Source organism: Flavobacterium sp. (assembly GCF_036405015.1).
Lineage (GTDB): Bacteria > Bacteroidota > Bacteroidia > Flavobacteriales > Flavobacteriaceae > Flavobacterium.
In genome coordinates, this window is the sequence record NZ_DASWYK010000179.1 from 66,698 (window position 1) to 92,007 (window position 25,310).

26 protein-coding genes and 1 tRNA gene are annotated in these 25,310 nt (G+C 33.3%); 14 read left to right on the top strand and 13 right to left on the bottom strand.

What is annotated here, in order from left to right; translation table 11 throughout:
- Positions 1-290 precede the first annotated feature (290 nt).
- Positions 291-791: a DUF456 domain-containing protein gene (locus VGE71_RS14950; protein WP_331139055.1), complete on the bottom strand. Its 501-nt coding sequence runs from the start codon at positions 789-791 to the stop codon at positions 291-293.
- Between the two features lie 94 nt (positions 792-885).
- On the opposite strand from VGE71_RS14950, the gene VGE71_RS14955 reads away from it, so the two are divergent.
- Positions 886-1,221, top strand: coding sequence for a hypothetical protein (locus VGE71_RS14955; protein WP_331139056.1), 336 nt, complete (start codon positions 886-888; stop codon positions 1,219-1,221).
- Positions 1,222-1,255: 34 nt separating this feature from the next.
- Complete coding sequence (locus VGE71_RS14960) at positions 1,256-1,735, top strand: hypothetical protein (RefSeq protein ID WP_144215737.1); 480 nt, start codon at positions 1,256-1,258, stop codon at positions 1,733-1,735.
- 90 nt (positions 1,736-1,825) lie between these two features.
- Here the strand turns inward: VGE71_RS14960 and VGE71_RS14965 are convergent, their stop codons facing one another.
- Complete coding sequence (locus VGE71_RS14965; RefSeq protein ID WP_331139057.1) at positions 1,826-2,929, bottom strand: glycosyltransferase family 2 protein; 1,104 nt, start codon at positions 2,927-2,929, stop codon at positions 1,826-1,828.
- Complete coding sequence (locus VGE71_RS14970; protein WP_331139058.1) at positions 2,926-3,870, bottom strand: hypothetical protein; 945 nt, start codon at positions 3,868-3,870, stop codon at positions 2,926-2,928. The genes VGE71_RS14965 and VGE71_RS14970 overlap by 4 nt, the downstream gene beginning before the upstream one ends.
- Before the next feature lie 120 nt (positions 3,871-3,990).
- Between VGE71_RS14970 and ruvC the strand changes: the two genes are divergently transcribed.
- The 7 genes from ruvC (at position 3,991) to VGE71_RS15005 (ending at position 8,682) form a co-directional block, all read left to right on the top strand.
- Positions 3,991-4,545: a crossover junction endodeoxyribonuclease RuvC gene (gene ruvC / locus VGE71_RS14975; RefSeq protein ID WP_125723175.1), complete on the top strand. Its 555-nt coding sequence runs from the start codon at positions 3,991-3,993 to the stop codon at positions 4,543-4,545.
- A gap of 77 nt (positions 4,546-4,622) precedes the next feature.
- A complete protein-coding gene (gene hemW, locus VGE71_RS14980; RefSeq protein ID WP_331139059.1) occupies positions 4,623-5,759 on the top strand; it encodes a radical SAM family heme chaperone HemW in 1,137 nt (378 codons plus the stop codon).
- 79 nt (positions 5,760-5,838) lie between these two features.
- The gene (locus VGE71_RS14985; RefSeq protein ID WP_331139060.1) at positions 5,839-6,588 is read left to right on the top strand and encodes a cyclase family protein; all 750 of its coding nucleotides are present in this window, start codon (positions 5,839-5,841) and stop codon (positions 6,586-6,588) included.
- Positions 6,589-6,749: 161 nt separating this feature from the next.
- Positions 6,750-7,151 carry a GNAT family N-acetyltransferase gene (locus tag VGE71_RS14990; RefSeq protein WP_331139061.1) on the top strand — a complete coding sequence of 134 codons (402 nt, stop codon included), beginning with the start codon at positions 6,750-6,752 and terminating at the stop codon, positions 7,149-7,151.
- Entirely contained in the window at positions 7,148-7,498 is a 351-nt protein-coding gene (locus tag VGE71_RS14995; RefSeq protein ID WP_331139062.1) for a DUF4260 domain-containing protein, read from the top strand. Before VGE71_RS14990 ends, VGE71_RS14995 begins: the two co-directional genes overlap by 4 nt.
- A 6-nt stretch (positions 7,499-7,504) precedes the next feature.
- Positions 7,505-7,873: an MmcQ/YjbR family DNA-binding protein gene (locus tag VGE71_RS15000; protein ID WP_331139063.1), complete on the top strand. Its 369-nt coding sequence runs from the start codon at positions 7,505-7,507 to the stop codon at positions 7,871-7,873.
- 107 nt (positions 7,874-7,980) lie between these two features.
- Positions 7,981-8,682, top strand: a complete 702-nt coding sequence (locus VGE71_RS15005; RefSeq protein WP_331139064.1) for a PH domain-containing protein — start codon at positions 7,981-7,983, stop codon at positions 8,680-8,682.
- Positions 8,683-8,834: 152 nt separating this feature from the next.
- Here the strand turns inward: VGE71_RS15005 and VGE71_RS15010 are convergent, their stop codons facing one another.
- Entirely contained in the window at positions 8,835-9,935 is a 1,101-nt protein-coding gene (locus VGE71_RS15010; protein WP_331139065.1) for a DUF4407 domain-containing protein, read from the bottom strand.
- A gap of 237 nt (positions 9,936-10,172) precedes the next feature.
- On the opposite strand from VGE71_RS15010, the gene VGE71_RS15015 reads away from it, so the two are divergent.
- Both VGE71_RS15015 and VGE71_RS15020 read left to right on the top strand, forming a co-directional pair.
- The gene (locus tag VGE71_RS15015; RefSeq protein ID WP_331139066.1) at positions 10,173-12,983 is read left to right on the top strand and encodes a TonB-dependent receptor; all 2,811 of its coding nucleotides are present in this window, start codon (positions 10,173-10,175) and stop codon (positions 12,981-12,983) included.
- Positions 12,984-13,059: 76 nt separating this feature from the next.
- Positions 13,060-14,118: a phytase gene (locus tag VGE71_RS15020; RefSeq protein WP_331139067.1), complete on the top strand. Its 1,059-nt coding sequence runs from the start codon at positions 13,060-13,062 to the stop codon at positions 14,116-14,118.
- A 144-nt stretch (positions 14,119-14,262) separates the two neighbouring features.
- Here VGE71_RS15020 and pckA read toward each other — a convergent pair whose 3' ends face one another.
- Together pckA and VGE71_RS15030 are read right to left on the bottom strand one after the other, a co-directional pair.
- Positions 14,263-15,867 carry a phosphoenolpyruvate carboxykinase (ATP) gene (gene pckA / locus VGE71_RS15025; protein ID WP_331139068.1) on the bottom strand — a complete coding sequence of 535 codons (1,605 nt, stop codon included), beginning with the start codon at positions 15,865-15,867 and terminating at the stop codon, positions 14,263-14,265.
- 301 nt (positions 15,868-16,168) lie between these two features.
- Complete coding sequence (locus tag VGE71_RS15030; RefSeq protein ID WP_331139069.1) at positions 16,169-16,555, bottom strand: DUF423 domain-containing protein; 387 nt, start codon at positions 16,553-16,555, stop codon at positions 16,169-16,171.
- Between the two features lie 177 nt (positions 16,556-16,732).
- Here VGE71_RS15030 and VGE71_RS15035 point away from each other — a divergent pair, with 177 nt between their 5' ends.
- Positions 16,733-18,097, top strand: a complete 1,365-nt coding sequence (locus VGE71_RS15035) for a saccharopine dehydrogenase family protein (RefSeq protein ID WP_331139070.1) — start codon at positions 16,733-16,735, stop codon at positions 18,095-18,097.
- Positions 18,098-18,400: 303 nt separating this feature from the next.
- On the opposite strand, the gene VGE71_RS15040 is transcribed toward VGE71_RS15035, so the two are convergent.
- From VGE71_RS15040 to VGE71_RS15070, 7 genes are all read right to left on the bottom strand, one after another.
- On the bottom strand, positions 18,401-19,624 hold the full coding sequence (locus VGE71_RS15040) for a M56 family metallopeptidase (RefSeq protein ID WP_331139071.1): 1,224 nt from the start codon (positions 19,622-19,624) through the stop codon (positions 18,401-18,403).
- On the bottom strand, positions 19,621-19,995 hold the full coding sequence (locus VGE71_RS15045) for a BlaI/MecI/CopY family transcriptional regulator (protein ID WP_331139072.1): 375 nt from the start codon (positions 19,993-19,995) through the stop codon (positions 19,621-19,623). The genes VGE71_RS15040 and VGE71_RS15045 overlap by 4 nt, the downstream gene beginning before the upstream one ends.
- Positions 19,992-20,954 carry a DUF6624 domain-containing protein gene (locus VGE71_RS15050; protein WP_331139073.1) on the bottom strand — a complete coding sequence of 321 codons (963 nt, stop codon included), beginning with the start codon at positions 20,952-20,954 and terminating at the stop codon, positions 19,992-19,994. Before VGE71_RS15050 ends, VGE71_RS15045 begins: the two co-directional genes overlap by 4 nt.
- A 19-nt stretch (positions 20,955-20,973) precedes the next feature.
- On the bottom strand, positions 20,974-21,396 hold the full coding sequence (locus VGE71_RS15055) for a hypothetical protein (protein ID WP_331139074.1): 423 nt from the start codon (positions 21,394-21,396) through the stop codon (positions 20,974-20,976).
- Between the two features lie 170 nt (positions 21,397-21,566).
- On the bottom strand, positions 21,567-21,752 hold the full coding sequence (locus VGE71_RS15060; RefSeq protein WP_331139075.1) for a hypothetical protein: 186 nt from the start codon (positions 21,750-21,752) through the stop codon (positions 21,567-21,569).
- Positions 21,753-21,773: 21 nt separating this feature from the next.
- Positions 21,774-22,664 carry a glycosyltransferase family 61 protein gene (locus tag VGE71_RS15065; RefSeq protein WP_331139076.1) on the bottom strand — a complete coding sequence of 297 codons (891 nt, stop codon included), beginning with the start codon at positions 22,662-22,664 and terminating at the stop codon, positions 21,774-21,776.
- A 645-nt stretch (positions 22,665-23,309) separates the two neighbouring features.
- Positions 23,310-24,698: a dipeptidase gene (locus tag VGE71_RS15070; RefSeq protein ID WP_331139077.1), complete on the bottom strand. Its 1,389-nt coding sequence runs from the start codon at positions 24,696-24,698 to the stop codon at positions 23,310-23,312.
- 110 nt (positions 24,699-24,808) lie between these two features.
- Here VGE71_RS15070 and VGE71_RS15075 point away from each other — a divergent pair.
- Both VGE71_RS15075 and VGE71_RS15080 read left to right on the top strand, forming a co-directional pair.
- Positions 24,809-24,890 (top strand) — tRNA-Leu (locus VGE71_RS15075).
- A gap of 133 nt (positions 24,891-25,023) precedes the next feature.
- On the top strand, positions 25,024-25,310 hold a 287-nt coding region (locus tag VGE71_RS15080; protein WP_331139078.1), incomplete at its 3' end, for an ATP-binding protein.

A 25,310-nucleotide genomic window follows, 5' to 3' on the forward strand; every position in this document is an offset into this window, starting at 1 on the left:
CGTTTAACTTATTTTAGGGGGAAACAATTATTTAAACTCGCTCAAAATAATCGATAAAGTGAGGCTTTTTATCGTTTATCGTGATAAAAATATAAAATATATTAACATTTCCAAAAAATAAGTTAAAATTTTAGTTGTTCGATTTTCAGGTATTTAACACTTAAAACTGACAAAAGCAGTAAACATAAAGCTTGGCGTAATCTATAATATAAAAAAATATTTTCAAAAAATTAAGATTTATTTTGAAAAATATAAAAATATAAGAAAAAGCTTAAATTCAAAATTACTATTTAGAAAATTCGGGTTCGATTTTGCCAAAGAATAGTCAGAAAAATACCGAGATAAATTATCGAAAAAAGAAAGTTGACAAAACTTGAAGCCAGAAAACCTAGAACAGATCCTGTAGCTGCTTTTAAGGCACGTTTATGATTTTGAGAATCGTATAGTAATTCGCCTATAAGCGCCCCTACAAATGGCCCAATGATAACACCAAACGGAATGGGAGCCAGAATCCCGATGATCAAACCAATATTAGTTCCCCAAACTCCGTAAGAACTTCCTCCAAACTTTTTGGTGCCTTTTGCCGGAATTATATAATCTAAAATGGTGATGATAACCATTAAAACAAAAGTGATTCCTAAAACCCAATAATTGTTTTCGACCGCTTTGGTTAGATATAAAAGCAGTAAACCAACCCAGCAGCTTGATAGTCCGGGTAAAACAGGGATAAAACTTCCGAAAACCCCAACAATCATACAGATAAAACCTAATAATACTAAAAGTAAATCCATAATATTTTTGTAAATTTGCACTTACAATTTAAGCGATTTTAATAATATGCGAACGTTTGTAAAAATAGTTTTCTTTCTATTCTTCATGTTTTCAATGAGTGAAAATACATATGCTCAATCTAAGAAACTTTCTGCAGATGACCAAGTATTGCAAGACAGTCTTTATAATAGCAATAAGAAAAAAGTACTCAGTTTTTCTATGAAAGACTTTGATAAATTGTTTTTTGAGTTTTTCAATACAAAAAACGATCCGAATATACTTTTAACAAAAACTGAATTTTATACTTATACGGTTCAAATAGCTGCATTTTCAGATAGACTGATTAAATTATATCCTGATCAAAAGGAAGTTGCAGAGAAAAACAAAGAAAATTGGCTTTCTGAAAACTATGAAGATTATTTAGAATACAAAGCTTCTCAAAAAAAATAATCGTATTTTTGTTCATTCATTCAATTTAAAAACTTTGAGGCAGTTTTTTCCCCTTTTTATTTGTGTTTTATTTAATTCCTGTCAATATTTTGAGAGGCAGGTTCCGTCTGAAAAGGAATTACTTCAAAAAGAATTAAAATCAATCAATTGGAAAGAAGTTGATGAATATCCTTCCGTTCCTAACTGCGAAAAAATAGCCGATAAAAAACTTCGTCAGCAATGCTTTTTTGAAGTAATGTCGAATTTGATTCAAGAGAAACTGAACGTTGACACCTTATCAATTTTATATCCTGAATTGGATACAATTGAAGTGAAAGTAACGGTTTTTCCAAATGCTACAATGAAATTTGAACCTCAGTTTCCAAAAGATTCTGTGGCTTATGATACCATAAAAATTGACAGTATTTTACACGCTCGTTTAGTCGATTTCCCGAAAGTGAATCCAGCTATAAAACGTGGTGTTCCAGTTAAAACTCAATTTATTCTACCTGTAATTATAAAAGCAAAAGAATAGTTTTTTATTTTACCATATAAGTGATATAAGTTCATTTATACTATTGTTATTCTTTGCTTAAATTCTCTTGTATAACTTATATGGTTTAAATTATTTTTTAAACTGACGATCTTTCCATTCGTAAGAACCAAATAGACTATATAAAGCGACAGACGAACTAAAAAACGGATATAAAAAACTACTTAGTAAAAGGCTTTTAATGCTAGTCTTCGTCAAGAATTGATTGGTTATTGAAAGTAAAACGAAATCAATTAAAAACTTAGTAAAAGCAAAAATTACAAAAATTGGATACGGCCAAAATCCGAAAAGAAGGAAGCAAAATCCAATTACAAAACTCAGATTTCCGAAGAAAACAATTAAACCCAAAAATTTGCCGAAAGTACTTTTGTATGAACTGGTTTTGGCTGCCCAACGCACTCTTTGGTGAAATAAAGCTTTCCAGTTTCCGGTTGGTTTTGTGGTAACAATTGCTTCATCAGCTTTTAAATATTGCACTTTATTGGGAAATTTTTCAATTGCTTTTTGAAGTAAAAAAACATCGTCTCCACTAGCGATTTTGTCATTTCCTTCAAAGCCGTTTACATTTTCAAACAATGATTTCGTATAAGCAAAATTGGCTCCATTACACATAAATCCTTTGTTCAAACCAAAACTTCCAATTGTTGCACCTTGCAGACTTGTTAAGTCCAATTGCTGAAAATGGTCTAAAAATAAATTCTCGCATTTGTACGTGACAGCGCCCGCCAACATAGAAACTTCATTTTCTTGAATGTAATTATCAAATGTCAGAAGCCAGTTTTCTGGAACTACACAATCAGCATCGGTTGTAATTACCCAATTGGTTTTTACATGTTGCATTGCAGTTGTAATCGCATCTTTTTTGGGAGATTTTGAAACGCGTATATTTTCGATTACAGAAACTTGGAATTTGGAATTTAAAAATTGAAATTTTTCACTAGAATTATCATCAACTAAAATAACTTCGAATAAATCTCGTGGATAATTCAAATTCGAAAAACTCTCCAAAAGTATCGGCAAATTTTCTTTTTCATTCCGAAACGGGACTATAATCGTAAAGCTTGTTTTGGGTTCTAAATCCTGTTTTTTGTATTTTTTTATTTTGAAAAAACCATAAATAAGTAATTCAATACTAATTATATAAATCCCTAATATGGCAAACAAACCAAAAATCATTCTGTGGTTTTGGTTTTAAAATTCAATACAAAATAGCTTCCTAAAACGACTGGAAGAACGACATTTAAAAACCACATTAAAGTGCTGATGAAAATGACAATCCATTCGTTTACACCTAAAATTCCAAAGAAATAAATGGCTACGCTTCCTTTCACAGCAAAATCTAAAAACTGAAAAGTAGGTAATGAAGAAGCCAGAAAATAAACTGATGTAATCGCCGCCATTAAAGTTAAATACGGTAGATCGACATCAAAACCTAAAAATAAAAAGTAATATTGATGCGAAAAAACCAAATATCTCAAAATTCCTAAAAAGATGTTTTTTTGATGAACCGATTTCGGAATTTCATTGATTTTATGAATGAGTTTTTCTATTGAATATCCTTTGACTTTTATTTTTTTAATGGAAAATAAAATAACTAAAATCAAAACAAATCCGCCGAAAAGAATTAAGACTGTTTTGGTTGTAATTACATTGAATTGTGCGTTGAAATAAAGCAATCCAAAAATCCCGAAAATCACGGTCAGAATCATTTGGATTCCGTTGCAGATTAAGTTCAGGAAAACAACTCTTTTTGCTTCAGATTTTGGATAATACAAAGCTTTTCCAGCATACTCTCCTACTCCATTTGGTGTAAAAATTCCGGCTGTTAAAGCGGCTAAAACTTGTTTTGTAGCTTCGTAAAGGGAAATTTTATGAATGACTTGCGCCAAATTCTGCCATTTCAAAATCTCGAAATAGCGATTCAAAACGCTTAAAAGCAAGATAAATCCAATTCCTAAAACCGATTGATTTTTTTGAAACAAAGCAATGAATTTGTTCCAGTCTAATTTGTCATTGTTAGCCAGCTGATTGTAAATAAAATAAAATGCGCCACCAACAATTAAAAGTTTGGCCAGAAGAACTAGGAATTGCTTAGCTTTGTGTGGAATTGAAATCATGCCGCAAAAGTAAAGCTATTTCGCAAAGATTCACGAAGAAATCACAAAGATACACGGAGAAAATAAAAACTTTGTGAATCTCTATGGAAACTTAACGAAACTTTGTGTAACCCACTAAGAATGACACAAGAACGCATCATATTAGGTATTGACCCAGGAACCACAATTATGGGTTTCGGATTGATTAAAGTGACCAATAAAAAAATGGAATTTTTGCAATTAAACGAATTGCAGCTTTCCAAATACGACAATCATTACCAAAAATTAAGAATCATTTTTGAAAGAACGATCGAACTAATCGAAACGCATTGTCCTGATGAAATTGCAATTGAAGCGCCTTTCTTTGGCAAAAATGTTCAGTCGATGCTGAAGTTAGGTCGTGCGCAAGGTGTTGCCATGGCGGCAGGACTTTCAAGAGGAATTCCGATTACGGAATACGAACCTAAAAAGATAAAAATGGCGATTACCGGAAACGGAAACGCTAGCAAAGAACAAGTTGCTAAAATGTTGCAACAGCTTTTAGGCTTAAAAGAATTACCAAAAAATCTGGATTCAACAGACGGTTTGGCAGCTGCGGTTTGTCATCACTTTAACTCTGGAAAAGTTGTTGCCGGAAAAAGTTATTCTGGTTGGGATGCTTTTGTGAAACAAAACGAGGATCGAGTTAAGAAATAGTTTTCAGTCTCAGTCACGGTTTGCAGTTTATCTGCTGCCGAATGCTGAGACTGAAAACCGAGACTGAAAACTAAAAAATGAGCGGCATTTACATTCACATACCATTTTGCAAGCAGGCTTGTCATTACTGCGACTTCCATTTTTCGACTTCTATGAAAAAGAAAGACGATATGGTTTTGGCTTTAGCCAAAGAAATTGGTATGCGTAAAAATGAGTTTTCTAGTGAAGTTGTTGAGACTATTTATTTTGGAGGAGGAACTCCGTCAGTTTTAAGTAACGAAGAAATCAATTTCCTGATTTCTGAAGTTTACAAAAATTATGAAGTTGTTGAAAATCCTGAAATTACTTTGGAAGCAAATCCAGATGATTTGTCTGTTGAGCGAATTTTAGAATTATCCAAAAGTCCGATAAACCGATTAAGCATTGGAATCCAATCATTTTATGAAGAGGATTTGAAAATGATGAATCGCGCTCATAATTCGGCGGAAGCCAAAAAATGTCTGGAAGAAGCGACAAAATATTTCGACAATATTTCGTTGGATTTGATTTACGGAATTCCAGGATTGAGTGACGAAATGTGGAAACAGAATATTCAAACAGCTTTAGATTTCGGCATTCCCCATATTTCGAGTTATGCTCTGACGGTTGAACCGAAAACGGCTTTGAGCAAATTAATTCAAACTGGAAAAGTTGCTGAACCTCAAGATGAAGTGGCTTCCAATCATTTTATGATTTTGGTTGAAATGCTTCAAAACAACGGTTTTATTCATTACGAATTATCGAATTTCGGGAAAGAGAATTATTTTTCTAAAAATAATTCGGCGTATTGGCTAGGCAAAAAATATATCGGAATCGGACCTTCGGCACATAGTTATGATGGTGAAAAAAGAGGATGGAATATTGCTAATAATTCGCTTTATATAAAATCAATTCAAAACGACGAACTCCCTATTGAAACTGAAACGCTGACGATTTCTGATCGTTATAATGAATATATTATGACAGGATTACGAACGATTTGGGGCGTTTCTTTAGACAGAATCGAAAACGAATTTGGATTAGAATATCTAGATTATCTTCAAAAACAATCTGAAAAATTCTTAAATGATGATTTGCTTTCAATTGAAAACAACATTTTAAAACCAACTCCAAAAGGAAAATTTTTAACGGATGGAATTGCTTCAGATTTATTTTATCTAAATTTGGAAGAGTAAAATTAGCCACGAAGGCACAAAGACGCAAAATTTAAAAAACTTTGTGACTTAGCGTCTTTGCGGCACAAAACCCAAATTTGTGTTAGCAAAAATCAACAACTTCGAAATAGATTTATCAAAACCCATCGATATCTCAATTCCATTAACCAATACAGATGAAAATCCGATTGCTTGGTATATCGAAAAACCTTCTATTGAACCTGTAGTTTTTGGAGATTGGATTGGCAAAGTTTCGGAAGGAAAATCATCTACGAATTTTAATAATATTTTCTTCAATCCGCATGGGCATGGTACGCATACGGAATGCTTGGGACATATTACGAATGATTTTTACAGTATTAATCAATCGCTAAAACAGTTTTTCTTTACTGCAAAATTGATTACAATTGAACCTGAAAAAATCGACGAGGATTTCGTTATTACAAAAAGTCAAATTGTAAGCTTAATTACTGAAAAAACAGAAGCATTAATCATTCGAACGCTTCCGAATCAATTGGAAAAAAAATCAAGAAAATATTCCAATACAAATCCGCCGTATTTGGCTGAAGAGGCTGCGATTTTCATCCGCAAAAGCGAAATTCAGCATTTACTCATTGATTTGCCAAGTGTTGATAAAGAACATGATGAAGGAAAATTATTAGCACATAAAGCGTTTTGGAATGTAAAAGATACTGTAAATCTTAATGCTGAAGCTAGATTAAATGCAACGATTACGGAGATGATTTATGTTTCGGACGAAATTGAAGACGGCAATTATATTTTAAATCTTCAAATTGCTTCGTTTGAAAATGATGCCAGTCCGTCGAAACCGATTTTATATAAAATTTAAAAAAAATCAACCACAAATTACACAAATTTTCGCGAATTATTTTTTGACACAGATTAAAGGATTAAAATGATTTAATCTGTGAAAATCAATTAATCTGTGGCAAAATATTAAAAAGAAATTTGTGGTAATTTGTGTAATTTGTGGCTAAAAAACAAACAATAATGGTAACCGTCTCTACAGATAAAACAAAGCTCGATGTTCCGTTCATTCAGAATTTTTTAAAAGACATTTATTGGGCAGCGGGGCGAACAATTGACGAAGTGCAACGAACAATCGATGCTTCAGTTTGTTTTGGAATTTATTTAGATGACAAACAAATCGGTTTTGCACGCGTGATAACCGATTATGTCGTTTTCGCTTATTTAATGGACGTTTTTATTACAGCAGAACATCGCGGAAAAGGTTATTCTTCTATTTTAATCGAAACGATGATGAACGAACCGCAATTGCAAGAAGTCAAAATCTGGCGATTGGCCACAACTGACGCGCACTTTTTATACGAGAAATTCGGATTTACAAAACTCAATCATCCTGAAAAGATGATGGAAAAAATAATCAAATGAAAACAGTTTTAAAACTCGAAGAAGCCGCTTTGTTTATTCTTGGCATCTTTTTATTCAACCGTTTAAATTATGAATGGTGGTGGTTTCTGGCTTTAATTCTTGCTCCCGATTTATCGATGATTGGTTATGCCTTTGGAAACAAAACCGGAGCGCTTCTCTATAATATCTTTCACCACAAAGGAATTGCACTTTTAATTTATGCTGTTGGATGTTATTTAAGTATTGAGATTGTGCAGTTAATGGGAATTATTTTATTTTCACACTCTGCAATGGATCGTATTTTTGGTTATGGATTGAAATATGAAAAAGACTTTAAATACACACATTTAGGAGAAATAGGTAAATAAATAATTATGAATTTAGAAATGTTTTACGAATATTGTCTTTCAAAAAAAGGAGTCAGCGAACATTTTCCTTTTGATGAAGATACTTTGGTTTTTAAGGTAGGCGGCAAAATGTTTGCTTTGTCTTCTTTATCGCAATGGGAAAAAAACGAGCAGTCGGTAAACTTAAAATGTGATCCCGATCGCGCACAGGAACTTAGAGCTGAATATGACGAAATACAACCTGGATTTCATATGAGTAAAGTGCATTGGAATACGGTTTCTTTAAATGGAAATTTACCCGTAAAATTTGTCAAGGAATTGATAGATCATTCGTACGAATTAGTTTTCAAAAGTTTGACAAAGAAAATTCAGAATGAAATTATCGAATCAACGTAAATTTTTACCGAACAGGCGAAGCAATTAGAAAATTAGGCATTACATTTGTAGCGTCAGTAAAAAAACTTAGCCGCTCAGCAGCTATGAAACTTAGCAACTTATAAGCAATGAAAGAACAATTTAAAAAATTTCTGAACGAAGAACAAGATCCAAAAGCGATTGAAAAAATCACTTCGAAACTTACAGATTTATTAATGAAAGGCGAAGAAGTTGGATATATCGCAGTGCAAAAAAAGCCTGCTATTACTGTTTTTCCAGACAGTATCGTTTTGACAAATAAAAGAATTATCATTTGCAAGCCTAAAAATTTAGGTCTTTCTATGGATTTTACAGATTACACCTGGGATGATATTGCAAGTACTTTTGTAAAAGAAAATATCTTAGGTTCTGAATTTTCATTTGGGACTAAAACTGATTTAGCGGTTTCTATCGATTATATTCCGAAAATTCAGGCTAGAAAAATTTATACTTACGCTAAAGAACAATTGGATTTATTAAAAAATCCTGTTCAGACAGCAACTCCAATTCAGGAAATTATTGAAGAAGAAGAACCAGAAGTGGAAGATGAAATCGAAGAAGTAGAAACAGAAGAAGTAACAAGTTTTGCTGAAATTTTACCAGCTGCTCCTGTAGTTACAGAGACCTATGAACCGCTTCCAACTCAACCAACCGGAGAACGTAAATTAAGTGATTTATCTAAAGAAGAACTTTTCGATAAATTACAGAATTACAAAAAACTTCTTGATAATGGTTTGATTATGCAAGGAGAATATGATGCTTATAAAAAAGAGATTTTAAGTTATATGTAATAGCTTAACTGCAAAGGTCGCTAAGACTTACGCAAGGTTTGCAAAGAAAAACCCCATCAGTTATTGCTGATGGGGTTACTTTTTTATAGAAACTTTGCAAACCTTGCGAAAAATCCTTGCTCCCGATAGCTATCGGGATTGCGGCTAAATTATCAAAGTGTTGCCTTTTGTTTTTCTACAAATTTATGCGATTGTAATTCCAATAGTTCTTTTGCATTTTTGCGTTGCAGGTCAAATAAACCTTTGTCTTCTGCAATATCAGCATAAACTCTATCGTGCATTTCGGCACTGGTTTTTACTAATAATTCACGCTGGTATTTATTTTGTTCTAAAGTAGCTTTCATGGCGGTTTCGGCTTCTTCTTGTTTGAAATCGAATTCACCTTTTGGTGCTAATAATTTGGCAATAATTGGAGAAGTTTCAATGGCTAGAAACAACAACATAATGAAAAATGATGGTAACCAAGGTAATTTATTCAACGCATTAATACGCGCCATTAATCCGTCGAAACCTTCAATGATGGGCTGTGTCTGCGAAACTTTCTTATCTAAGTCGGCCTGAAGCTGTACTCCTGCTTTTTCTTTTTCTGCAATTTTTGCTTCGTTTGTCTTTTTGAGCGTTTCGAATTCTTTCAGAGCTGCATCGTGTTTCTCGCGTTTTTCTTTATAAACTGGGCCTTTTCCTAATTTCTTCGTTCCAGTAGTTCCTTCCGCCTCTGTGATGTAAACCGAATACAAATCGTTTACTTCTTTCTCTTTCTTTGTAATATCAGCTTTTAACGCTGCAATCTCTGCTTTGTTTTTATCTAAATCTGTTTTGAAATAAGTTCCAATTTGTTTTTTATTGGCCAATTCCATTTCGTTTTTCTCTTTCAATAAAACCGTATTAATTTCTTTTTCGAAGATTTTAATCTCTAATGGCTTCGAAATTACAATCGCAATAATAATCGCCAATATAATACGAGGAGTAGCCTGCAGGAATTCATCCAGAAAACGATCTCTTTTTTTAATAGTAGAAACTATAAATCTATCTAAATTAAAGATTAATAAACTCCATACAAATCCGAAAATTAAAGCGGGATAAATAGAATCGAAAACGGTAAAAAGCGCATAAGCACTGGCCAAAAAAGCCATAACTGCTGTAAAGAAAACTGTGGCTCCAATACCAACATATTTGGTTTGTTCGCCTTCTGAGCAGTCTTTCAGGATGTCACGGTCGACTCCTGAACATAGGATAAAAAATTGTTTTAACATGATTGATGATTTTTGATTATGATGATACGGCAAATTTAACGCCAATTTTTCAATTACAATCAAAATACTTTTCTCTTTTTAGTTGTGAATCAATTATTTGATCCTTTTTGTGTTATTTAAAGATTAATAAACCTTAACAGAAACAGCTCAATCATAACATTATGTTAATTTTTTTTCAAGGCTGTAGTAATATAGGGGTTTTAGTTTCGCAACCGAAAATAAAACAAACACACAACAATGAAAAAATTTTATCTATTAACAGCATTCTTTTTATTAGCCTTTACGGGTTTTGCTCAGAAGGCTATTATATCTGGAAAGATATTAGATGCTGATGACAAACTTCCTCTACCTGGAGCTATGGTTCAAATTGTAGGAGAGAAAAAATACACCGTTTCCGACTACAACGGTCGTTTCGAATTACTAAACATTAATGAGGGAACTTACAAAGTTGAAGTAAAATATATTGGATATACTACTTTATCTCAAGAAATAAAAGTAGAGCAAGGAAAAAACAATGTAATCGATTTTGCTCTTAAAGCTTCTGAAAATGAATTGAAAGAAGTTATTGTTGGGGACATCTTAAAAGGTCAGGCAAAAGCGCTTAACCAACAGAAAAACAACAAAAACATCGGAAACGTAATTTCTTCAGATCAAATGGGTCGTTTTCCTGATGCGAACGTAGGAGACGCTTTAAAACGTGTTCCAGGTATCACAATGCAAAATGACCAAGGTGAGGCTCGTAACATCATTATTAGAGGTTTAGCTCCATCTTTGAACTCTGTAACTTTAAATGGTGACAGAATTCCATCTGCTGAAGGAGACAACAGAAACGTACAAATGGACTTAATTCCATCTGATATGATTTCTACAATCGAAGTAAACAAAACACTTACACCAGACATGGATGCTGATGCGATTGGAGGTTCTGTAAACTTAATTACAAGAGCAACTCCAAACGGAGAAAGAATTTCTGCAACTCTTGCTGGAGGTTATTTGCCAATTCGTGATCACGCTTCTTATACTGCTGGTTTCGTTTACGGTAATCGTTTTATCGACAACAAATTAGGAGTTGTTGTGAGTGGTTCTTACAACAATGTTGATTATGGTTCTGATAACATCGAAAACGAATGGGTTAGAGATGAATTTGGAAATGATTATTTACAAGCTGCAGAGATCAGAAAGTACGATGTACAACGTATTCGTCGTAGTGGATCTATCGCTTTAGATTATAAATTCAACGAAAACAATACTATTTTCGCTAATGCTATCTACAACTGGAGAGATGATAGAGAAAACCGTTTCAGAACTACTTATGATGATATCGAAGCTATTTACGATGGCGAAACTATCACAGGATTTGAAGGTCGTGTAAAACGTCAAACTAAAGGTGGTTTAGATAACAGCAGAAACAAAAACAGAAGATTAGAAGATCAAAGAGTTCAAAACTACTCTCTTCGCGGAGAACACTTAATCAACTCTAAATTAGATTTAGATTGGTCTGCAAACTATGCAAAAGCTAGAGAATACCGTCCAGGTGAGCGTTATATCGAATACCGTCAAAAAGGTTTAGAGATGTTCCAGGATTTATCTAATCCTAGATTTCCTTTAATGACTACTGCTGGTGAATCTACTGATGAATTTGCATTTGATTCTGTAACAGAAAACACAGACGAAACTAGCGAAAGTGAATTTGGTGCTAAAGTAAACATCCGTTTCCCATTCTCTGTAATTGCAGGTGAAAAAGGACGTTTGAGAACAGGTCTTAGACTTCGTTTAAAAGAGAAAGAAAGAAACAACATGTTCTATTCTTATACTCCATTAAATGATAATATGGAATTATTATCTGATGTTCCAACATCTTATTTTGACGGACAAGGATTCAATCCAGGAAGTAAATATGTACCAGGAACTTTTGCTTCGGCTTCATACTTAGGAGGTTTAGATTTAAATAATTCTACTTTATTTGAAAAAGAAACAGATCCAGCTGAATATTTAGCTGTTAACTATAATGCTAAAGAAAGAATCTCTGCTGCTTACGTAAGATGGGATCAGGATTTTAATGACAAACTTTCGATGGTAATGGGGGTTCGTGTTGAGAACACGCACATTGATTATACAGGAAACCGTGTATTGGATGAAGAAGAATTAGAAAGTAAAATCAACAATACAAACTCATACACGAATGTATTGCCAAGTATTTCATTCCAATACAACGCAACAAAAGATTTAGTTTTAAGAGCTGCTGCTACAACGGCTTTGGCTAGACCAAATTACTATGCACTTGCGCCTTATGTAAACAATATTGCTGCAGACAAAGAAATTACAGCTGGAAATCCAGATCTTAAAGCTACATACGCATACAACTATGATTTAATGGTAGAAAACTATTTCAAATCTGTTGGTTTGATCTCTGGAGGTGTTTTCTACAAAAGATTAAATGATTTCATTTACAACTACAGCGACAATCAATATACTGATGCGAAATTTGCTGCAGATTTCCCAAATCAGTCAAACCCAATTCCAGCTGGAGAAAACTGGTCTTTCTTACAATCAAGAAACGGAGACAATGTTAATGTTTACGGATTTGAGGTTGCTTTACAACGTCAGTTAGATTTCTTACCTGGTAAATTCTTGAAAGGTTTTGGTATCTATTTGAACTATACTTACACAAAATCTAAAGCAAAAGGAATTGCTGATGAGGATGGAAATGAAAGAAACAACATTAGTCTTCCTGGTACTGCACCGCACATGTTTAACGGATCTTTATCTTGGGAAAACAAACGTTTCTCTGCAAGAATCTCTACAAACTTTACATCTGATTACTTAGATGAATTAGGTTCTGAGTCTTACAAAGATAGTTTCTATGACAAGCAATTTTTCTTAGATGCAAATGCTTCTTATAAAATTACTCCTAAATTACGTGTTTTTGCTGAGGCTAACAACATAACAAACCAACCGTTACGTTACTACCAAGGAATTGAAGCTCACACAAAACAAGCTGAATATTACCAAGCACGTTACAATTTAGGATTGAAATTAGACTTGTAATCTGCACCTTTTTTAAAATTATTAAATTAGACAGAGTTTTGCGCTCTGTCTAATTGCATTAAAATATATTACACAAATGAAAAATAAATCTTTAGTTGCTCTTTTACTTTTAGCGGTTTCATTTACAGCTTGTAAAGACGACAAATTAGCGCCAATTCAGCCAAATGCTGTAAAACCAACAGTTGTTACCGAAGCTTTACCTCACGATACAGACGATCCTTCAATCTGGATCAATCCAACAGATGCTACAAAAAGTATCATTGTTGGAACAGATAAAGACACAGACGGAGGTTTGTATGCTTTTGATTTGAATGGAAAAATCCTTAAAAAATCAATAACATTAAAACGTCCAAACAATGTTGATATCGCTTACGGATTAATCATTGACGGAAAAAAAGTTGACGTTGCTGTAACTACAGAACGTGAAGAAAACAAAATCAGAATCTTTAGCTTACCTGATTTAGAACCAATCGATAATGGCGGAATTCCAGTTTTTGAAGGAGAAGCACAACGCGATCCAATGGGAATTTCTTTATATACACGTCCTTCTGACGGAAAGATTTTTGCTATTGTAGGAAGAAAAACAGGTCCATCTGGAACTTATTTATGGCAATATGAACTTTCTGGAAACGGAAAATTCGCAGCTGCAAAAGTGGTTCGTAAATTCGGAACTTACAGTGGTAAAAAAGAAATCGAAGCTATTGCAGTCGATAACGAATTAGGCTTTGTTTACTATTGTGACGAACAATTCGGAATTAGAAAATACAAAGCAGATCCAGCTTTAAACGACAATAAAGAATTGGCTCTTTTTGGTCAAAAAGATTTTAAAGCAGATAATGAAGGAATCGCAATCTACAAGAAAACAGATTCTACAGGATATATTTTAGTATCAAACCAACAAGCAAATACTTTTATGGTTTACCCAAGAGAAGGTGCAAATGGAAATCCAAACAGCTACCCTTTATTGGCTGAAATTCCAACTTCTACAGTAGAATGCGATGGTGCAGATGTAACAAGTTTAAACTTAGGGCCAAAATTCAAAAACGGACTTTTTGTAGCCATGAGCAACGGAATGACTTTCCATTACTATACTTGGGATTTAATGCAAAAACGCATCGACGAAGCGAAAAAATAATTTATTTTTTTTTTTGAGGTTTTTCAGTCGCAGTTTTTCAGTGTTCTATTTATTTTTTTATTTTTTTTACTGCGATTGGAAACCAAACAAAAAAAGCTGTTCAGATATTGAACAGCTTTTTTTATTTGAATTAATGAATTCCTTTTATTCTGTAATCGGTGCTCCAGCTAAGATTTCAGCATTGGCAAACTCTTCAAATTTGGCAAAATTAGCTTTGAATTTCTGAGCTAGTTCTAACGCTTTTTTATCGTATAAATCTTTGTCTTCCCAAGTATTTCTGGGATTTAAAATTTCTTCTGGAACATTTGGACAAGATTGAGGTTTAGCAATTCCAAATACTGCATGATTTTCGTATCCTACATTATCTAATTCTCCTTTTAAAGCAGCCGTAATCATTGCACGAGTATATTTCAATTTCATACGACTTCCTGTTCCGTATGCTCCACCAGTCCATCCTGTGTTGATCAACCATACTTTTACTCCTGCATCTTTCATTTTTTTGCTCAACATTTCAGCATAACGCGTTGGGTGCAAAGGCATAAATGGCGCTCCAAAACAAGCTGAGAAATTAGGCTGAGGCTCTGTTACACCAGCTTCTGTTCCAGCAACTTTTGCAGTATATCCGGAAATAAAATGATATGCCGCCTGACCTGGAGTCAATCTTGAAATTGGAGGCAGAATTCCGAAAGAATCAGCCGTTAAGAAAAATATATTTTTTGGATTATGACCAACCAGACCTGGCTGTACATTATCAATATGTGTTATTGGGTAACTTACACGAGTATTTTGAGTGATCGAAACATCATCATAATCTACTTCGTTTGTTCCAGCTTTGAAAACCACATTTTCTAAAAGTGCTCCTTTTTTGATTGCTCTAAAAATGTCTGGTTCATTTTCTTCCGTCAAGTTGATTACTTTTGCATAACAACCTCCTTCAAAGTTGAAAACTGTATTTTCGTTTGTCCATCCGTGTTCATCGTCTCCGATTAATTTACGTTCTGGATCTGCAGATAAAGTTGTTTTTCCCGTTCCAGATAATCCGAAGAAAATAGCGGTGTCTCCGTCTTCGCCAACATTGGCACTGCAGTGCATTGGAAGTGTATTTTTAAAAACTGGAAGAATAAAGTTCAATGCAGAGAAAATTCCTTTTTTCATTTCCCCTGTATAACCAGTTCCGCCAATTAAAGCGATTTTTTTAGTGAAATCTAAAATAGCAAAATTAGACTGACGTGTTCCATCTACAGCAGGATCTGCCATAAAACTTGGAGCACAAACTACTGTCCATTCTGGAGTAAAATTAGCCAGCTCAGATTCTTCTGGACGTAAAAACATATTGTAACAAAACAAATTTGACCAAGCTGTTTCGGTAATTACACGAACATTTAATCTATAATTTGGATCAGAGCAGACATAAGAATCACGAACAAAAACTTCTTTATCCGATAAAAATGCTGTTACTTTATTATAAAGCTTTTCAAAAGCCTGAGGTTCAAACGGGATATTTACATTTCCCCACCATACTTGATCTTTAGTTACATCGTCTTTTACGATAAAACGATCCTGTGGAGAACGACCTGTAAATTCACCTGTATTAATTGCTAACGCACCGGTAGAATTCTCAACACCTTGTCCTGACTGCAAAGTAATCTCATGTAATTCATCTGCAGATAGTTGATAACGAACTCTTGCATTTTCAATTCCTAATTCTTTTAACGAAATCGATTGCGAGAAAACTGTGTTAGTGTCCATAAATTTTTGAGTTGTGTGTGATTTTTTGTTTAAAGCAAAATTACAGATTAATTCTTATTCCTTTTAAAATAATTAAATTTCACTTTGATTTATATGAAAAAAGAGAAATTTCACTTTAAAAATTACAAAAAGAAAAAAATAACCGCTCCTAATTTGTTTAATTACAACCTTTTCAGTGATTTTGTTATATTATTTTCGTTTAACAACCGAAAACGACAAAAACTCACACAAATAAAGTTATATGTTATTTATGTGACAAAATTAAAGATTAATTCTTAGACAGAATTTTTTTTTCGGGATTTTATGATTTTCGCTTCAAAATCGCAAAGAATAATAGCGCCCAACCAATAATTAATAGGAAACCGCCAATAGGAGTTGCGAATACGATAATTTTAGAATAAAACAGCGTATAGTCTTTTGTAGCCACCAAATAGATCGAACCACTAAAAAGAATGACACCTGCAACAACTAAATTATAGATGGCTTTAACTGTTTTTTCGGCAATTTCTTTTTGTGTAGATAAAAAGAGAAGAAAAAGAGCGTGATACATTTGATAACGAACACCAACTTCAAAAGTATTTAACTGATCAACTGAAAGGTATTTTTTTAATAAATGAGCTCCAAAAGCACCCAAAATAATTGCCAACATACCTATAAAAGCTCCAGTAAGAATAAGTTTTCTTTTCATGATTTAAATCTTTTGAAATTTGACACAAAAATACTCCAAACCAAACGAATAATCGCCTTACTTTTGAGATTATTTAGAATAAAATCAAATTATTTTTTTCTTCTATTTTTCGCTTTTATTAAATTAAAATTGTTACATTTATAACATTTAAATCTATTTGTGTTAAATATTTAAAACATGAGAAACGTTTTAATAATTGGAGCAGGAAGATCTGCCTCGTCGCTAATTCGGTATTTATTATCTAAATCGAACGAAGAAAACCTGCATTTGACTGTAGCTGACCTTTCTTTGGATTTAGCGAAAGCAAAAACGCAAAATCATCCAAACGCTACTCCTCTTGCTTTAAATATTTTTGAGACTGATGAAAGAAGAAATGCTATTGAAAATGCTTCAATCGTAATTTCAATGCTTCCGGCGCATCTGCATATCGAAATTGCAAAAGATTGTATCGAGTTCAAAAAACATCTTGTAACGGCCTCCTATATAAGTGATGCGATGCAAGCTCTTGATACAGATGCCAAGCAAAACAACCTCATCTTCATGAACGAAATTGGTCTTGATCCTGGAATCGATCATATGAGCGCCATGAAAGTCATTGATGAAATTAGAGCGAAAGGCGGAAAAATGCTTTTGTTTGAATCTTTCTGCGGCGGACTTGTGGCACCTGAATCTGACAATAATTTATGGAATTATAAATTTACTTGGGCGCCAAGAAATGTAGTTCTAGCGGGACAAGGAGGTGCAGCCAAATTTATTCAGGAAGGTACTTATAAATATATTCCGTATAGCGCTTTATTCCGTAGAACAGAATTTTTAGAGGTTGAAGGTTATGGAAAGTTTGAAGCATATTCGAATCGCGATTCGCTTAAATACAGATCTATTTATGGTTTAGATGATATTTTGACTTTATACAGAGGAACCATCAGAAGAGTTGGATATTCAAGAGCTTGGAATATGTTTGTACAACTCGGAATGACTGATGACAGTTATGTTATAGAAGGCTCAGAAAACATGAGTTATCGCCAATTTATCAATTCTTTTCTGCCGTATCACCCAACCGATTCTGTTGAAATCAAAACCCGTTTGATCTTAAAAATTGATCAGGACGATATTATGTGGGATAAACTTTTGGAACTGGATTTATTTAACCCAAACAAAAAAGTAAATCTGCCAAATGCGACTCCAGCTCAAATTTTAGAAAAAATCTTGACAGACAGCTGGGCTTTAGAACCAGATGATAAAGACATGATTGTCATGTATCACAAGTTTGGTTATGAGTTGAATGGAGAAAAGAAACAAATCGATTCTAAAATGGTTTGTATTGGCGAAGACCAAACCTATACCGCAATGGCAAAAACAGTTGGACTTCCGGTGGCTATTGCGACATTATTGATTTTAAACGGAAAAATCACAACTCCAGGCGTTCAGCTTCCGATTAAAAAAGAAGTTTACGATCCTATTTTGAAAGAATTAGAAGAGTACGGAGTTATTTTTAACGAACAAAAAGTACCTTACTTTGGTTATAATCCAGATTTATTTTAGTCTGGATTCTGCATGTTTATTTTTAGAATTTTTATTTAATTAGTTTTTTAATTTTATCCGCTTCTTTCACCAGAAGCGGATTTTTTTTCTTTTAAGGGACAAAGGTGCAAAGCAACAAAGTAACAAAGGTTTTATGCTTTGCTTTATCCAAATATTCTTATTTCTAAAAATATTCGGCTAAAACCAATAAAGCATACAAAAAAACCTCCAGCTAAAGCTGGAGGCAATTCAGAAACCTTTGTCTTCCTTGTTTCTTTGTTTCTTTGTCCCTTTGAACCTCTGTCCCTTTGAATCTTTAAAAAGTTATTTCGCTGACTGAATGAGAATTGGCAAACTATAACTTACTCTAATTGGTTTTCCATTTTCAGTTGCTGGAATCCATTTTGGCGAAAGCTTTAAAACCCTGATTGCTTCATCTCCTATACCATAGCCTAGATCTTTTGCTACTTTAAAATCAGATAGGCTTCCATCTTTTTCTATCATAAATTCCATAAAAATTTTACCATCAGCTTTCTGTTTTGCAAACTCTTCTGGAATTTTAAAGTTCTGACCAACAAACATGTAAAACTTCTCTATTCCACCTGGAAATTTAGGTTCGCTTGCATTAGTGGTATCATAACTAAGATTAAAACCTTCTTTCATTTTTACGTTATTACTGGATTGAGCAATACTTTCTGGTGTAAAAACAAAAAACGTTATTGCATAAACAGCGCAAACAGTAAACACTTTCAATACTATTTTCGTAACAGATTCTTCTTTGGTCATCATAAGTAAACGTTTTTTAGTGATTAAATAATTAATTGTACTTGCCAATGCAACCGTATTTTTCTGTGAAGCAAAATCAAGCAACAAATTCTGATAATTTTTTACTTCTCCAAATTGTTTGTTAACTGCTTCATCTGCCAAAAATTCGTGATTGAGTTTTATCGCTTTTTTATACCATATAAAAATTGGGTTAAACCAAAATACAATCTGTAAAATTTCGATAAACAATATATCAAGAGTATGTTTTTGCTTCAAATGCGCTTTTTCGTGTGTCAATAATTCTAACGGAATTTTACCATTCTTAAAGTCTTCCTGATTAAGAAAAATAGCATTCCAAAATGAATGAGGTAAAATTCGCTCTTCTGTTAAAACAACTTTTTGTCCTTTAATAATTTCAATTCTATTCTTTTTCATACTGAAATAAAAAGAAAGAACATTTTGAATAAAACGTACAATCAAAATTGTTGCAATAATGCTATAAATTATCCCAAAAAAATACATCAGAATTTCGCTGTAATCGACTTTATCCAAAACTGCTTTATCAGTCACAATCATAATTTCTTGCAGCTGAATCATTCTTACTTTATCCGAAAAAAGAGAAACAACCGAAAACAATTGCAATGGAATTATCAAACTAAAAAAGATACTTCCCAACAAATAGATTCTATTGAAACGAAACATTTTTTCGTTTTCTAACAATAATTTATACACTGCAAAAAACACAGCAAGCAGCAAACCCGATTTTAAAAGATATGTTATCATTTTTTCTTTTTTTGAATTTCTGTATCAATTATTTTTTTAAGATCTTCCAGTTCCGAAGCCGACAGATTGGTTTCGGTAGTAAAGAATGAAGCAAATTGTGAAGCCGAATTATTGAAGAAATTACTAATCAATCCTTTTACATGTTTAGAAAAATAATCTGTTTTCTTCACTAAAGGATAATATTCTCTCGAATTTCCGAATTCGTTGTATGCTACAAATTTCTTGTCGATCATTCGCTTTAATAAGGTCGCAACGGTTGTTGTTGCCGGTTTTGGTTCTGGATATGCCTCCAACAAATCTTTCATGAACGCTTTTTCAAGCTTCCATAAATGTTCCATTAATTGTTCTTCGGCGTTAGATAATTGTGTCATTCTTTAATATTTTCAAGTTTTTCTGTTTCAGCCAATTCTTTTTTATAAGTCTCCAAATTCCATTCAATATTCATTTTTGCCGCATATTCTGCTATAGGTCCAAGCCCCACTTCTGCACGCCTTTTATCAACATTATCAGGATCTATCATTGGCGATATATACATCTTATTGGTCTTTTTATTCTTTGCTCCCTGACTGCCATAAATTTGCCTTCTACCTTCTCGCAAAGCTACCCTATCTTCTAGATAAGCTAGATTTCCGGCATCTGCATTCCCATTTTTAACCGCATCTCTTAGCATCGGCAAATACTTTTGCTGGTATTTTAAATCGGCATGCTGAATAACCAAAAACAATGTTTTATTTCCCTGATCTCCTACAACATTTTTTCCTAGCCAACCCCTTTCGTCTAGTATTTTTATAACCTTGATAAGATTAATACTGTCTTTCCTTTCCATAATTTTACCAATGCTGTCCATTTTTCTTTTATCAGGATTTTTAGCTCTGTAAACATTCATAAATTCTCCACGAATTTCCTGATCATCCGTATAAATCTCCGCAAGCTCTTTTTCTAGCACTTTATCGTAATTTGCTCCAATAATCTCCAATTTCTTTTGCAATTTTTCAATTGTCTTTTCCCATTCTTTTTCTGAATGTAAAGGCTTTAGATCCTTATCTATTTGAATATGTGCCATATTAACATATCCTTTATCAATAGAAAGATTCAGCCATTTAAATGCTTTTTTATTTTCTTTTACCATAGATGCAGAACAACCAGCATTATACAAGTCTTTATACGATTCCTGTTCTATTTTAAAAGCTTTACTATAATAATCAACAGACATTTTATAGTTTTCTGCAGTATAGCAAGAATCTGCTTTACGAACCCATTCTTTATAGGTTTGCGCTTTCGCGAAAGCACAATTCATTACAATAAAAAAGAAAACAAATAATTTTTTCATAGATTTAAAAATTAAAGATTTATTGTATTTTTTGTTCTGAGATTAATTCGCCTTTTTCGTAGTTTTTAATGTTTTTCAATTTTCCTTTATCCGAATAAAACTTCCATTCTCCAAAATAAAACCAATGCGTCTCGATCGAATTCGTTTCTAATTTTGTTTTCCCTTTCGATTCTAATTTTCCGTTTTCATAATAGCTTTTTACAACACAGATTCCGTTTTTGTACTTCTCTGTTTTATAGATTTTACCATTAATGTACGATTTCCATTTTTTGACAGGCTGATCACTTTTGTAATATTCATACGATTTATAAGTCGTACCATCTTGTGTGTAATTATCGATCCAGACTCCTTCCTTTTTCCTATCAATTTTCTGATTGACAGGTTTGCTTTTGCATCCAAAAAGTATTAATCCGCAAAAAAACAATAAAAGAAAATTTCTCATAATTACGTTTTAATTCTACAACTATAGATTCTGTTCTACAAATGTAGAATTAAAATTTAAAATTGCAAGAAAAAGATTCTTTTTTTTCTTTGGAAGATAAAATTGTAGTTTTACAAAGCGTCTGTAGCTATAAAATATCTGTCACTTTGTTACTTTGACGCTCTGAAGGTTTAAGAAGGAATCAACTCTAAAGTTCTTTCAACTTCTCCAAAATCGATATAAAAGTTTTCTCCTTTCGGAATCCCCACCACAAAACTGTAATGGATGTTTTCCATATCGGTAGTATTTTTGATAACAGCACTAAAACGAGTTGGAGGCTGGAAAATCAGAACGGAAGAACCAGATTCAAGAGTCATTAATCCGTGGAATAAATGACTTCACTCAATTCCGGCTAAGATTTTAGCACCCGCACAGGCCGCAAGTATTTCTGAAGCAGAGTTTTGAGTAACATCTACAATTTTAAACCCGTATTGATCACGAAGCTGTTCTGCGATTTCAATTTCGTTTAACATCACACGAGATATCCCTGAATTTCTGCGTAAAATAAAAACTCCAGGATGTGAATTTACTTGAAATCTAGACAGCAACTTATTTCTGTTTGCGGCAAAACGGAGATGTTTGTTTTGATTATTTCCCCAATTGTCATCGAATAAAATAGCATTTTTTAAATAAGCCGAATTAGTCCGGAACGGCTTCATTTCTAAAAACGATTCATATTCTGGCATATGAGAATACGGAATAATATTGGAAGTTACTGGAACTCCCTCAGCTGCCGCCAAAGCATAATTAGCACAATCATCGGTCAACCAAAGACCAAAAAACTGATTCCCCTCAGAAGTGCTGTAAAGAGCCGCATTATCGATTACGGTATCTGTAATTGTAGGCGGAAAATAATTCATTTTTTTTGAAAGCTGAAAAGTAGGATGAAGTCTAAAATTATGAATTCCTTTGTACAGAAAACCATTAATCATCGAGACATTTTTGAGCTTGTAAGCACGAGTTGGCGCATGTTCAATCTCAAAACCTCCGTGCATTTCTTTATACGGATCATCGGTATATGCCGTTCCCGTAACACGCTCTAATTGATTCTCTAAAAAAAATGCTTTTGATGAAATTGTAGTATTTCCGGGAGCAATCTGCCAAGATTTTTCAGCAATATTTTCTAAATTTTTTCCCTCGCGAAACATCGCGTACGATTTTTTTATTCCTTTAAGATATCTGGTATACGCAATTGGCGAAAATCTAATCTTTTTTTGAACTAAGCCCATTTATTCAACATTAAAAACAATATTAAAATAACATTAGAAAATTTTACAAAATAGAATTATTATTAATATCAAAGGGGCTTACTGATAAAAAAAATCAAATTTAAGTTAATTTAGTTAACAAAACACAAAGTCAACATTAAAAAATAAAAAATATTTGAATGAGGAAATTCCAAAATATTGAGTAAAAAATAACCGCAAAGGACGCAAGGTTTTTTTATCTAAGATTATCTACTTAAAACGCAAAGTTCGCAAAGCTACATGGTAAAGCTTTGCGAACTTTTATAAATCTTGTTTTAAAAAAATCTTAGCGAACTTTGCATTATTCTTAGCGAACTCTGCGTAAATTCTTAGCCCCCTTTGCGTTATTTTTTTAACCGCAAAGTTCGCAAGGTTTTTTATCTAAATGATCTACATAAAACGCAAAGTTCGCAAAGCTTTGTACATAAAACTTTGCGAACTCTTATAAATCTTAATTCTAAAAAATCTTAGCGAACTTTGCGTAATTCTTAGCGCCCTTTGCGTTATTTTTTTAACCGCAAAGTTCGCAAAGCTATATGGTAAAACTTTGCGAACTTTTATAAATTTTGTTTAAAAAAAACCTTTGTGTACTTTGCGTAAATTCTTAGCGCCCTTTGCGGTTAAACTTTACTTAGAAAGCTCCACAAAATACTTATAAAACAACGGAATAGTCTCAATTCCTTTCAAGTAATTAAAGATTCCGAAATGCTCGTTTGGAGAGTGAATCGCATCGCTATCCAAACCAAATCCCATAAGGATGGTTTTGCTTTTTAATTCTTTTTCGAACAAAGCCACAATCGGAATACTTCCTCCTGAACGAACAGGAATTGCAGGAACTCCAAATGTTTCAGTATACGCTTTATTTGCTGCCTGATAGCCGATGCTGTCAATTGGCGTTACATAACCTTGTCCGCCGTGGTGAGGCGTTACTTTTACCGTAACTCCAGCTGGAGCAATGCTTGTGAAATGTTTTGTGAAAAGTGCTGTAATCTCTTCCCAATCCTGATTTGGAACCAAACGCATCGAGATTTTAGCGAAAGCTTTACTTGCAATCACCGTTTTAGCACCTTCTCCTGTGTAACCGCCCCAGATTCCGTTTACGTCTAATGTCGGACGAATTGAGTTTCTTTCGTTGGTTACATAACCTTTTTCACCGTAAACATCTTCGATATTTAAAGCATTTTTATATTTTTCTAAACTAAAAGGCGCTTTTGCCATTTCGGCTCTTTCTTCTGCAGATAATTCTTGAACTTTATCGTAGAATCCTGGAATAGTAATATGATTGTTTTCGTCGTGAAGAGAAGCAATCATTTTTGCCAAAACATTAATTGGATTCGCTACAGCTCCTCCGTATAAACCAGAATGCAAATCGCGGTTTGGACCTGTAACTTCAACCTCAACATAACTCAAACCTCTTAAACCCGTCGTAATTGATGGTTGTTGATTTGAAATCATTCCAGTATCTGAAATAAGGATAACATCGTTTTTCAATTTTTCTTGATTGCGTTCTACGAACCAAGCCAAACTTGCAGAACCTACTTCTTCTTCACCTTCGATCATGAATTTTACGTTACAAGGCAATGTATTGCTTTGTACCATTAATTCAAGCGCTTTTACGTGCATGTACATCTGACCTTTGTCGTCACACGCTCCACGTGCAAAAATCGCTCCTTCTGGGTGAATATCTGTAGTCTTGATTACTGGTTCAAATGGTGGTGAAGTCCATAATTCTAAAGGATCTGGCGGTTGTACGTCGTAATGTCCGTAAACTAAAACCGTTGGAAGATTTGGATCTATTATTTTTTCTCCGTAGATAATTGGGTAACCTGGAGTGTCGCAAGTTTCGACATAATCGCATCCTGCTTTTGATAAACTTTCTTTTACAGCCTCTGCTGTATCAATAACATCTTGGGAATATGCAGTGTCGGCACTAACCGACGGAATTTTTAATAATTCGATCAATTCGTTGATAAACCGATCTTTATGTTGTTGAACGTAGGACTTAATATTTTCCATTTAAATAATTTTTATAGAAAACCAAATGTACAAAAAAGAGAATTAAAAAAAATTTTCAAAAAATGCTTTGATTATTCAAAAGTATGCCTATCTTTGCACCCACAATTACCGCGGATATGGTGAAATTGGTAGACATGCCAGACTTAGGATCTGGTGCCGCAAGGCGTGTAGGTTCGAGTCCTATTATCCGCACTAAAAAAAAGCTTCTGAATACTTTTTCAGAAGCTTTTTTTGTTTTTACTTTATTTTAACTTTGTCATTTTTATATTACAAAGTATAAGATTGGTTATTAATTTCTATATTTATAGCCAATTCTAGCCAAAAAATGAAAAAACACACCACCAAACTTACATCAAAGAGCATAGAAGGAAGTGGACTTCCAACTGATTACAAAAGAGCTTTAGCTGAATATATCTGGAATGGTTTTGATGCAAATGCCTCTATCATAAAAATTGATTTCACAGCTAATGAAGTTGGCTATATTCATAATCTTTCTATATCAGACAATGGGACAGGAATAAATATTGCCAATATTTCTGAAACATTCGGGAACTTTATGGTTTCTTTAAAGACAAATTCATTTTCAGAAACTGGATTTGTCAAAGGAAAAAA

Bases quoted from the DNA above. Each gene is read 5' to 3' on its own strand.
- VGE71_RS15020 (WP_331139067.1), top strand. From the start codon at position 13,060: ATGAAAAATAAATCTTTAGTTGCTCTTTTACTTTTAGCGGTTTCATTT.
- VGE71_RS14970 (WP_331139058.1), bottom strand. From the start codon at position 3,870: ATGATTTCAATTCCACACAAAGCTAAGCAATTCCTAGTTCTTCTGGCC.
- VGE71_RS15060 (WP_331139075.1), bottom strand. From the start codon at position 21,752: ATGACTCTTGAATCTGGTTCTTCCGTTCTGATTTTCCAGCCTCCAACT.
- VGE71_RS14955 (WP_331139056.1), top strand. From the start codon at position 886: ATGAGTGAAAATACATATGCTCAATCTAAGAAACTTTCTGCAGATGAC.
- VGE71_RS15040 (WP_331139071.1), bottom strand. From the start codon at position 19,624: ATGATAACATATCTTTTAAAATCGGGTTTGCTGCTTGCTGTGTTTTTT.
- VGE71_RS15005 (WP_331139064.1), top strand. From the start codon at position 7,981: ATGAAAGAACAATTTAAAAAATTTCTGAACGAAGAACAAGATCCAAAA.
- ruvC (WP_125723175.1), top strand. From the start codon at position 3,991: ATGACACAAGAACGCATCATATTAGGTATTGACCCAGGAACCACAATT.
- VGE71_RS15045 (WP_331139072.1), bottom strand. From the start codon at position 19,995: ATGACACAATTATCTAACGCCGAAGAACAATTAATGGAACATTTATGG.
- VGE71_RS15015 (WP_331139066.1), top strand. From the start codon at position 10,173: ATGAAAAAATTTTATCTATTAACAGCATTCTTTTTATTAGCCTTTACG.
- hemW (WP_331139059.1), top strand. From the start codon at position 4,623: ATGAGCGGCATTTACATTCACATACCATTTTGCAAGCAGGCTTGTCAT.
- VGE71_RS15035 (WP_331139070.1), top strand. From the start codon at position 16,733: ATGAGAAACGTTTTAATAATTGGAGCAGGAAGATCTGCCTCGTCGCTA.
- VGE71_RS14995 (WP_331139062.1), top strand. From the start codon at position 7,148: ATGAAAACAGTTTTAAAACTCGAAGAAGCCGCTTTGTTTATTCTTGGC.
- VGE71_RS15050 (WP_331139073.1), bottom strand. From the start codon at position 20,954: ATGAAAAAATTATTTGTTTTCTTTTTTATTGTAATGAATTGTGCTTTC.
- VGE71_RS15030 (WP_331139069.1), bottom strand. From the start codon at position 16,555: ATGAAAAGAAAACTTATTCTTACTGGAGCTTTTATAGGTATGTTGGCA.
- VGE71_RS15070 (WP_331139077.1), bottom strand. From the start codon at position 24,698: ATGGAAAATATTAAGTCCTACGTTCAACAACATAAAGATCGGTTTATC.
- VGE71_RS15010 (WP_331139065.1), bottom strand. From the start codon at position 9,935: ATGTTAAAACAATTTTTTATCCTATGTTCAGGAGTCGACCGTGACATC.
- VGE71_RS15065 (WP_331139076.1), bottom strand. From the start codon at position 22,664: ATGGGCTTAGTTCAAAAAAAGATTAGATTTTCGCCAATTGCGTATACC.
- VGE71_RS14990 (WP_331139061.1), top strand. From the start codon at position 6,750: ATGGTAACCGTCTCTACAGATAAAACAAAGCTCGATGTTCCGTTCATT.
- pckA (WP_331139068.1), bottom strand. From the start codon at position 15,867: ATGGACACTAACACAGTTTTCTCGCAATCGATTTCGTTAAAAGAATTA.
- VGE71_RS15000 (WP_331139063.1), top strand. From the start codon at position 7,505: ATGAATTTAGAAATGTTTTACGAATATTGTCTTTCAAAAAAAGGAGTC.
- VGE71_RS14965 (WP_331139057.1), bottom strand. From the start codon at position 2,929: ATGATTTTTGGTTTGTTTGCCATATTAGGGATTTATATAATTAGTATT.
- VGE71_RS14950 (WP_331139055.1), bottom strand. From the start codon at position 791: ATGGATTTACTTTTAGTATTATTAGGTTTTATCTGTATGATTGTTGGG.
- VGE71_RS15055 (WP_331139074.1), bottom strand. From the start codon at position 21,396: ATGAGAAATTTTCTTTTATTGTTTTTTTGCGGATTAATACTTTTTGGA.